The sequence below is a fragment of the Streptosporangium sp. NPDC003464 genome (assembly GCF_053588315.1).
The window spans coordinates 1-1,665 of the sequence record NZ_JBSFPS010000537.1; the positions used below are offsets into that span (position 1 = coordinate 1).

The following is a 1,665-nucleotide window of genomic DNA, read 5'->3' on the forward strand; positions in this document are numbered from 1 at the left end:
CTCTCTCTCGGGTGGGGTGGGCCCCGCGGCCGGCTCGACCGGGGGAGTCTCAGGGGTGGCAGCAGACGCGACCGGCGCGGGTGCGTGCTCGCGGCCGGCGTAGCGGAAGATGCTCAGGTCCCACGCGTTCTCTACAGGGGCCTTGTCCTTGTCGGTGTCGCGGCGCGGCGCGACCTCGTCCGCCAGACCGGCGGCGACCGCTTCCTCCGCGGACAGCCATGTCTCGGCGCGCATCCGCTCCCGCCAGTCGGCGACGGTGCCGCCGGCGCGCTCGGCGTAGACCGCAGCGATGTTGTCGGACTGGCGGTCCAGCATGGCGGCCATCTCGTGCATGTCGGTGGCGTTGCCGATGCACATGCCTGCGGCGTCGTGGATCATCATCTGGGAGTGGGGCTGCATGACGATCCGGTCGCCGGCCATCGCGATGACGGAGGCGATCGACGCGGCCAGGGAGTCCACGTGCGTGGTGACCCGGGCAGGGTGCGACCGCAACGTGTTCATGATCGCGATGCCGTCGAACACATCGCCGCCCGGAGAGTTGACCCGGAGCGTGATCTCGCTGGCCGAGACGTTCTTGCCTCGCTGTCAGCGGGGATCCGGGTCTCCTCCCACGCCGCGAGCTCAGCTCGGGTGACGCGGGGCTCCCGGCGGCGGAACAGGGCGATCACGACGCACCGCCCTGCGGCTTCGTCCCGGCAGCGTTCATCGCCTGCTCGCGGGCGACGCGCTCCAGCTCAGCGCGGAGCGCCTCGAGGCGGCGCTGGCCGAACTGCGGGACCGCGAGCAGGTCGTCGTCCGTCCGCCGCGCGAGATGCCTCACGGTCGCGATCCCGGCGGTGACGAGTGGAGCGCGCACGTGCCGGGACAGGCCGGGCAACGCATCCCGGATGAGCGCGTCGTGGGACAGGCCGGTCTGGGTGACGAGGTCGCGGATGCTAGTCACTGAGCATCGCCCCACTCGCCGCGCAACGCAGCCTCCACATCCGCGCGGCGGAACCGGGAGTGGCCACCCAGAGTGCGGAAACACGGGATCCGCCCCGCCTTCGCCCACGCGCCGACAGTCTTCGAGCCAACGCGGAACAGAGCGGCGACCTCGGCCGGGGTGAGAACCTCCGGCGAGCTGAGCTTGGGCGCCTTCATCGGGTCCTCCCGGCCTGGCAGCCGCCGTCCACGAGCACCAGCTCGAAACCCGGCGCCACCGTCGTCACTCGCGCCGGCTGGTGAGCCCACACGTCCTGGTAGCGGACACCGACACCACCTGCGGTGACGTGGGCGTTGAGGATGCGGACCGGGTTGCCGTCGTTCCATTCCGGGGTGGAGACGACCAGGCGGGTGTGCAGGTCAACGGCGACCATCAGCCCTCACTCCCCTTCGTGATCTGGTCGACGGGGTACTCCGACGCCAGCAGGTCGAACATCTCCGGCATGCGACCCGCCAGGTACGCGAGCGCCATCCGGCAGTCGTGGTCGGACAGGCTGTTGAGGTAGTGGCGGCGCTCGATCGGGGTCAGCAGCTCAGCCACGGGACACCCCCTGCGCGATGTCGCGCGGCCGGGCGGTCACCGGGTCGGTGGCGTCCATCGGCCAGCAGCTGCCGAGCGACCACACCTCACGGCGGCCGGCGGCGAGCGCCTCGGCGCGGGTGGGCGGGTTCAGGCTGGTGACG

At 71.6% G+C, this 1,665-nt stretch carries 5 protein-coding genes; all 5 read right to left on the bottom strand.

Translation table 11 applies throughout. The features are described 5' to 3' along the window. On the bottom strand, nt 1–555 hold a 555-nt coding region (locus tag ACWDS7_RS48285), incomplete at its 3' end, for a head maturation protease, ClpP-related (protein WP_451934803.1). Nucleotides 556–664: 109 nt separating this feature from the next. Then, nucleotides 665–943, bottom strand: a complete 279-nt coding sequence (locus ACWDS7_RS48290; RefSeq protein WP_451934799.1) for a hypothetical protein — start codon at nt 941–943, stop codon at nt 665–667. Next, nucleotides 940–1,140, bottom strand: coding sequence for a BldC family transcriptional regulator (locus tag ACWDS7_RS48295; RefSeq protein ID WP_451934800.1), 201 nt, complete (start codon nt 1,138–1,140; stop codon nt 940–942). The genes ACWDS7_RS48290 and ACWDS7_RS48295 overlap by 4 nt, the downstream gene beginning before the upstream one ends. Then, nucleotides 1,137–1,355: a hypothetical protein gene (locus tag ACWDS7_RS48300; RefSeq protein ID WP_451934801.1), complete on the bottom strand. Its 219-nt coding sequence runs from the start codon at nt 1,353–1,355 to the stop codon at nt 1,137–1,139. The genes ACWDS7_RS48295 and ACWDS7_RS48300 overlap by 4 nt, the downstream gene beginning before the upstream one ends. Beyond that, nucleotides 1,355–1,522, bottom strand: a complete 168-nt coding sequence (locus ACWDS7_RS48305; protein ID WP_451934802.1) for a hypothetical protein — start codon at nt 1,520–1,522, stop codon at nt 1,355–1,357. Before ACWDS7_RS48305 ends, ACWDS7_RS48300 begins: the two co-directional genes overlap by 1 nt. Between the last annotated feature and the right edge of the window lie 143 nt (nt 1,523–1,665).